Annotated in this window: 5 protein-coding genes and 1 pseudogene; 3 read left to right on the top strand and 3 right to left on the bottom strand. The window is 70.0% G+C overall.

Translation table 11 applies throughout. The features are described 5' to 3' along the window. Window positions 1-702: 702 nt before the first annotated feature. Entirely contained in the window at window positions 703-975 is a 273-nt protein-coding gene (locus ACFVIU_RS16935; protein WP_385843270.1) for a hypothetical protein, read from the bottom strand. Between the two features lie 323 nt (window positions 976-1,298). Beyond that, window positions 1,299-2,480, bottom strand: a complete 1,182-nt coding sequence (locus tag ACFVIU_RS16930) for a helix-turn-helix transcriptional regulator (RefSeq protein WP_385843268.1) — start codon at window positions 2,478-2,480, stop codon at window positions 1,299-1,301. Window positions 2,481-2,820: 340 nt separating this feature from the next. Between ACFVIU_RS16930 and ACFVIU_RS16925 the strand changes: the two are divergent. The 3 genes and pseudogenes from ACFVIU_RS16925 to tyrS all read left to right on the top strand — a co-directional run. Further along, window positions 2,821-3,087: pseudogene (locus ACFVIU_RS16925) on the top strand (metallopeptidase TldD-related protein); the annotation flags it as partial. Next, window positions 3,084-4,478, top strand: a complete 1,395-nt coding sequence (locus tag ACFVIU_RS16920) for a metallopeptidase TldD-related protein (RefSeq protein WP_385843267.1) — start codon at window positions 3,084-3,086, stop codon at window positions 4,476-4,478. The pseudogene ACFVIU_RS16925 and the gene ACFVIU_RS16920, both read left to right, overlap by 4 nt. A 43-nt stretch (window positions 4,479-4,521) precedes the next feature. Continuing rightward, window positions 4,522-5,790, top strand: coding sequence for a tyrosine--tRNA ligase (gene tyrS, locus ACFVIU_RS16915; RefSeq protein WP_385843265.1), 1,269 nt, complete (start codon window positions 4,522-4,524; stop codon window positions 5,788-5,790). 177 nt (window positions 5,791-5,967) lie between these two features. On the opposite strand, the gene ACFVIU_RS16910 is transcribed toward tyrS, so the two are convergent. Then, window positions 5,968-6,255, bottom strand: coding sequence for a GlsB/YeaQ/YmgE family stress response membrane protein (locus ACFVIU_RS16910; protein WP_385843264.1), 288 nt, complete (start codon window positions 6,253-6,255; stop codon window positions 5,968-5,970). Between the last annotated feature and the right edge of the window lie 5 nt (window positions 6,256-6,260).

Genomic DNA, 6,260 nt, shown 5'->3' with positions numbered 1-6,260 from the left:
GCCCGCCCCCGCCCGGGCTCGCGTGGGGGGGGGTGTCGGGGGGGTGGGGTGGGTGGGTGGTTTCTCTGTTCGCCCCCCGCCCCCCCCCGCCCCCCCCCCCCCCCCGCCGGGGCGGCTTGCCGCACCCCGGCCCGGCATGCGGCCTTCGGCCGGTCCGGTCCGGGGCGCCGCCGCCCCGGCGCACACCAGCCACCCGAAGATGTGAACCGGTTCCTCACAGCCCGCCTTGGCCGCCGCTTGCCCATGAACTCATCGCCCGCGACTCGGCCTCCAGACACCCACAGCATCTTCCGGACCTACGGCCTTCATCGGCCAGCCTCAGACCCGCCACGACCCAAGCGTGCTCACCCTCGCGCCCTCGAACAGGCGACACCGCGCTAACCCTCTGGGCTGGGGCCGACGGCCTCCGAGGATTTTAGGCAGCCACCATGGGGCGAGCCTCGAAGAACAGGGGGCCGATCGGGCTATTGCGGGCAGGTCCCAAGGACTGCCCGATCCGCTGACGAGCGTAAGGCCCCCTGTTCACTCGCCCCATGGCAGCTCCAGCCCAAAATCCTCTCCGGCCGGCGGCGGGCTCTCAGCGCGCCATCACAGCACCACAGGCCCGGACAGCAGAGAGCCCCGTCCATGCCTCCTGAGGGAGGGGCACGGACGGGGCAGCCGACTCACTGAGCCTTGATTGCCGTCCTCAGCGAGCAGGGATCATTCGTCCCCTGTCACCCGGGCACGGTCGACTACGGCAGCGCCATCCGGAGCCGCTTGGACGTGCGCAGGGGACGCCTTCAGACGCGCCGCCACCCTCTGCACCACGTCAGCGTTCCAGGTCCCCATGGCCACCATCGGACGGCCATCCGGCGCCACGCGGGGGGCCAACCGGACAAGGTCCCGATTCGGAACCCCGATGGCCAGCAGTGCCTCCCGCAGCACCTCATGCGCGTCAGCAGCGGCCTTCCGGCTGCTCTTGTAGATCTCCATCGGGATCACCGCCCCGTCTCCTCCGGGGCGCAGGCAGTGTGCCAATAGGCCACGACCGGAGACGCACCCCTGCGGGACAGCATTCCCCGGCGGCAGCTCTCAAGACTCTCGATCGACTTGCCGCACGCCGGGCACGTCTCACCACTGGGGGCATAGGTCGTGTACTCCCACTGACGTGCGTCGGCGTCGACCGTGGTCCTGCGCTCACGGACAGCCGTCTCAGTTGCTCTACCTTGGGTCGCCATGTATATGACGCTATGTAACGGCAGGAACACACCTCAATGGCACTTTGATGAGGGCCCTGCCCGAAGTGCCACACCAACTCACACCGGTACGCCGATCGCGTCAGCCAGGTCCCGCATCTCCGGCGTGAGCGTCCGCCGACGAGCGATCACCCTGCCGAAGATGTCCCGGGCATACCGCTGATTCGGCAGCCACTGTGGAGCGTCCGCACGGATGCCCTGCAAGACCTCGACCGTCTTCGCGTAGTCACGCGAGCGGGCATGCGCCTCCGCCACGTCCAGGAGGTGACGATTGCGGTTGTTGGAGGTGGGCCGCATGCCACTGGTCGGGATGCGCTTCGAGAGCTTGAGCACCAAGTCCGGCTTGTCGACGATCATGGCATTCTCAGCCCGCTTCAGAGCCACCGTGACCGGTCCGAACGCCTGCAAGAAGTCGTCGCGCGGAGCGAACTCCCGCCCCATCGCGACCGCCGCCGAGTTGGCGTAGCGCAGCGCGTCTTCGGCCTCCCCGGGCCGGTTGTCCCGGATCGCAGCAGCGGAGGCCCGCAGCAGCAGCCAGCCCCACGCGCTCAGCTCCGCCGGAGTCGCCCGCGAAATGCGAGGCTCGACGTCATCCGCCCATCGCGTAGCCAGCTCCCGTGCCTCAGCGAGCCGGCCGCGCCGGAGCAGGAGCCAGCACTGTGTACTGACCGTCGCCGCCGCTTGAAGCCGATCCGACGACTCCTCCAGCGACCGGGACAGTGCGACGTCGGCCGCCTCGAACTGCCGGGTCTGGGTCAGCAGCCAGCCCGTGAGCTGCGTGAGCCGGACGCGTACGGCCCGCCCCTCCGAGCCGGTCTCGGCGATCAGATCAGCGTCCCGCAGCAAGGACGGAAGGATCACGCTCAGCTCTGCGAAGCGATCACCGGAGAAGAGCGGCAGGGCCGACTCGAGCGCGTCGCGCACGCCGTCCACGGTCGGTTCTTCCGTCGCCCCGTCTGCACGCACTGGAGCCACGAGGGCACGCCGGACCGCCTTCCAACGATCATCAACATCGGACGGCACCTTGGGCTCGTCCCCATGGTCCCCGATGAGGCTCGTCGTCGGGACCCGCAGGACCTGCGCCAGCCGACGCGCAGTCTCCAGGCGCGTGTCAGCCCGCTCCCCTTGTTCGAGCTTCCGGATCAAGGACACAGACACGCCGGACTCGCTCGCTAGCTGACGCTGCGTCATGCCTCGCCGCTTGCGTACGTCCTGAAGCCGCTTGCCAATGTCGGCACTCATGATTCGAGCGTACGGCGCCTGCCGCCCGTCCGTGCGGCCTTCCCAGCTCCTCACTCTCGCAGGGAGCGTTCTCGTACGACAGGAGAGAGTCTCAGGTCAGGGCGATATTCGCGTCCCAGTCCCAAAGCCGATGGGTAGTCTCTGATCCGAGCTGGAGCCACGCCTCCGGGACCCGCGCCAGGTAGCCCGAAGCAGGTCCCGGAGGTCGACACCAGGTCATCACCAGACCCCGTACCGTCCGGTTTTAACCCGTATGAACAGGGATTGAGGGCAGACCGTGAATAGCCGCCTGACCTGCACAAACGCCGATCAGAGAGGTATGCCCCCCGACCCTGCGGTGAACTTCCAATTCACCGGGCAGCGCTTCTTCAGGATCGAGAACGGGCGGATCACCGGGCAGCTGAAGGACGTCGCCTACCAGGCGAACACCACCGACTTCTGGGGATCGATGGCCGCCGTGGGCGGTCCGCAGACCTATGTGCTCGGCGGCGCCTTCAACTGCGGCAAGGCCCAGCCCGGGCAGGTGGCCGCCGTGTCCCACGGGTGTCCCTCGGCCCTCTTCAAGGGCGTCAACATCCTCAACACCACGCAGGAGGCCGGTCGATGAGCGCCCGCAGCAACAAGCCGCACGAGATCGTCGAGCAGGCCCTGGCGCTGTCCCGGGCCGACGGGTGCGTGGTGATCGCCGACGAGCACTCCACCGCCAACCTGCGCTGGGCCGGCAACGCGCTGACCACCAACGGGGTGACGCGCGGCCGTACCCTCACGGTGATCGCGACGGTGGACGGCAAGGAGGGCACGGCCTCGGGGGTCGTCTCCCGCTCGGCCGTCACCGCCGAGGAGCTGGAGCCGCTGGTGCGGGCCGCCGAGGCCGCCGCGCGCGGCGCCGGGCCCGCCGAGGACGCACAGCCGCTGGTGAGCGGCGTACCGCAGTCGCCGGACTTCACGGACGCGCCCGTCGAGACCTCCTCGGCCGTGTTCGCCGGCTTCGCCCCGGCGCTCGGCGAGGCGTTCGCACGCGCGCGTGCGGGCGGCCGGGAGCTGTACGGCTTCGCCAACCACGAGATGGTGTCCACCTATCTGGGCAGCTCCACCGGGCTGCGGCTGCGGCACGACCAGCCCACCGGCACGCTGGAGCTGAACGCCAAGTCGCCGGACCGGACCCGCTCGGCATGGGCCGGCCGGTCCACCCGGGACTTCAAGGACGTCGATCCGGCGGCGCTCGACGCCGAGCTGGCCGTGCGTCTCGGCTGGGCCGAGCGGCGCGTGGAGCTGCCCGCGGGCCGCTACGAGACGCTGCTGCCGCCGACCGCGGTGGCGGACCTGCTGATCTACCAGCTGTGGTCGGCGTCCGGCCGGGACGCGGCCGAGGGGCGGACGGTGTTCTCCCGGCCGGGCGGCGGCACGCGCGTCGGCGAGAAGCTCTCCGCGCTGCCGCTCAGCCTGCGCAGCGACCCGCACCAGCCCGGTCTGGAGTGCCCGCCCTTCGTGGTCGCCCACTCCTCCGGCGGCGACCAGTCGGTGTTCGACAACGGCCTGCCGACGCAGGCCACCGAGTGGGTCGGCGAGGGCGTGCTGAAGCACCTCACGACCACCCGGCACAGTGCCGCCCTGACCGGGCTGCCGGTCGCCCCGGTGCTCGGGAACCTGATCCTGGACGGCGGCGGCGAGCGCTCCCTGGAGGAGATGGTCGCGGCCACCGAGCGCGGGCTGCTGCTGACCTGCCTGTGGTACATCCGGGAGGTCGACCCGGCGACCCTGCTGCTGACGGGCCTGACCCGGGACGGCGTCTACCTCGTGGAGAACGGCGAGGTGACCGCGCAGGTGAACAACTTCCGGTTCAACGAGTCGCCGGTGGACCTGCTGGGGCGGGCCACCGAGGCCGGGCGCACCGAAAAGACCCTGCCGAGGGAGTGGAGCGACTGGTTCACTAGGGCTGCGATGCCGGCGCTGCGGGTGCCGGACTTCAATATGAGCTCTGTCAGCCAGGGCGTATAACCTCGTACCTGATTACGAGACCACTCAAGGAGACACGAGAACCGTGACGGACATCGTCGACGAGCTGAAGTGGCGGGGGCTGTTCGCCCTGTCCACCGACGAGGACGCTTTGCGCAAGGCGCTCGCGGACGGTCCCGTCACGTTCTATTGCGGCTTCGACCCGACCGCGCCGTCGCTGCACGTGGGCCATCTGGTGCAGGTGCTCACCGTGCGCCGGCTCCAGCAGGCCGGGCACCGGCCGCTGGCACTGGTCGGCGGTGCGACGGGCCTCATCGGCGACCCGCGCCCGACCGCGGAGCGCACGCTGAACGACCCGGAGACGGTGGCCGGCTGGGTGGGCAAGCTGCGCGCCCAGATCGAGCCCTTCCTGTCCTTCGAGGGCGAGAACGCGGCCGTGATGGTCAACAACCTCGACTGGACCGCGAACCTCTCCGCGATCGAGTTCCTGCGGGACATCGGCAAGCACTTCCGCGTCAACAAGATGCTGACCAAGGACTCCGTGGCCCGCCGTCTGGAGTCCGACCAGGGCATCAGCTACACCGAGTTCAGCTACCAGATCCTCCAGGGCATGGACTTCCTCCAGCTGTACCGGAGGTACGGCTGCACGCTCCAGCAGGGCGGCAGCGACCAGTGGGGCAATCTCACGGCCGGCCTGGACCTGATCCACCGGCTGGAGCCCGGCGCCGAGGTGCACGCGCTGGCCACCCCGCTGATGACCAAGGCGGACGGCACCAAGTTCGGCAAGACCGAGAGCGGCGCCGTCTGGCTGGACCCGGAGATGACGACGCCGTACGCGTTCTACCAGTTCTGGCTGAACGTGGACGACCGGGACATCTCGACGTACCTGCGGATCCTGTCCTTCAAGTCCCGCGCGGAGCTGGAGGAGCTGGAGCAGCAGACGCTGGAGCGCCCCCAGGCGCGTGCCGCGCAGCGGGCGCTGGCCGAGGAGCTGACGACGCTGGTGCACGGCGCCGAGCAGACGGCCGCGGTGATCGCCGCGTCCAAGGCGCTGTTCGGTCAGGGCGAGCTGGCGGAGCTGGACGAGAAGACGCTGGCCGCCGCGCTGTCCGAGCTGCCGCGCATCCAGGTCGCGGAGCCGGGCCAGGTGGTCGATCTGTTCGCCGAGGTCGGCCTGGTCGCCAGCAAGTCCGCCGCGCGGCGGACGGTGAAGGAGGGCGGGGCCTACGTGAACAACGTCAAGGTCACCGCCGAGGACGCCGTCGTGGCCCGGGAGGAGCTGCTGCACGGGCGGTGGCTGGTGCTGCGGCGGGGCAAGAAGAACCTTGCCGCGGTGGAGGTCGTCGCCGGCTGACGCCGTAGGGGCGTGGGGTGCGCGGCGGAATGCGGCTTCGTCGTGGTCGTTCGCGCACCGCGGCGGAGCCGCATGTCGATGCGCCTCGCGCCCCTTTCGGAGCCGCATGTCGATGCGCCTCGCGCCCCTTTCGGGGTCGTATGTCGATGCAGCCCCGCGCCCCTTTCGGGGCCGCTTTCAGGCCCCGGCCCTCTCCTGCTTCCGCTTGCCCAGCGTCGCCATGTAGAGGGCGTCCACGGCCGCGACGATGATGATCGCGGCCACCAGCTGGAAGATGTGCCGGCTCCAGTCGATGCCCGAGGTCGCCGCGACGCCGACGGCGCGGGCGACCGCGTTGCCGACGATGGCGCCGAGCATGCCGCAGATGGTGGTCAGCCACAGCGGGCTGTGCTGCTTGCCGGGGATGACCGCCTTGGCTATCAGGCCCAGCACGAATCCCACGATGATCGCCCACAACCAGCCCATGGCTG

Origin of the sequence: Streptomyces sp. NPDC127190 (assembly GCF_042672505.1) — a bacterium.
Lineage (GTDB): Bacteria > Actinomycetota > Actinomycetes > Streptomycetales > Streptomycetaceae > Streptomyces.
The sequence above is the reverse complement of the archived record's forward strand: the minus strand, read 5'-3'. Positions and strand labels throughout refer to the sequence as shown.

What these genes read in the sequence shown, in the direction of transcription:
- ACFVIU_RS16935 (WP_385843270.1), bottom strand. Translation starts at nt 975, where the DNA reads ATGGAGATCTACAAGAGCAGCCGGAAGGCCGCTGCTGACGCGCATGAG.
- ACFVIU_RS16930 (WP_385843268.1), bottom strand. Translation starts at nt 2,480, where the DNA reads ATGAGTGCCGACATTGGCAAGCGGCTTCAGGACGTACGCAAGCGGCGA.
- ACFVIU_RS16920 (WP_385843267.1), top strand. Translation starts at nt 3,084, where the DNA reads ATGAGCGCCCGCAGCAACAAGCCGCACGAGATCGTCGAGCAGGCCCTG.
- ACFVIU_RS16910 (WP_385843264.1), bottom strand. Translation starts at nt 6,255, where the DNA reads ATGGGCTGGTTGTGGGCGATCATCGTGGGATTCGTGCTGGGCCTGATA.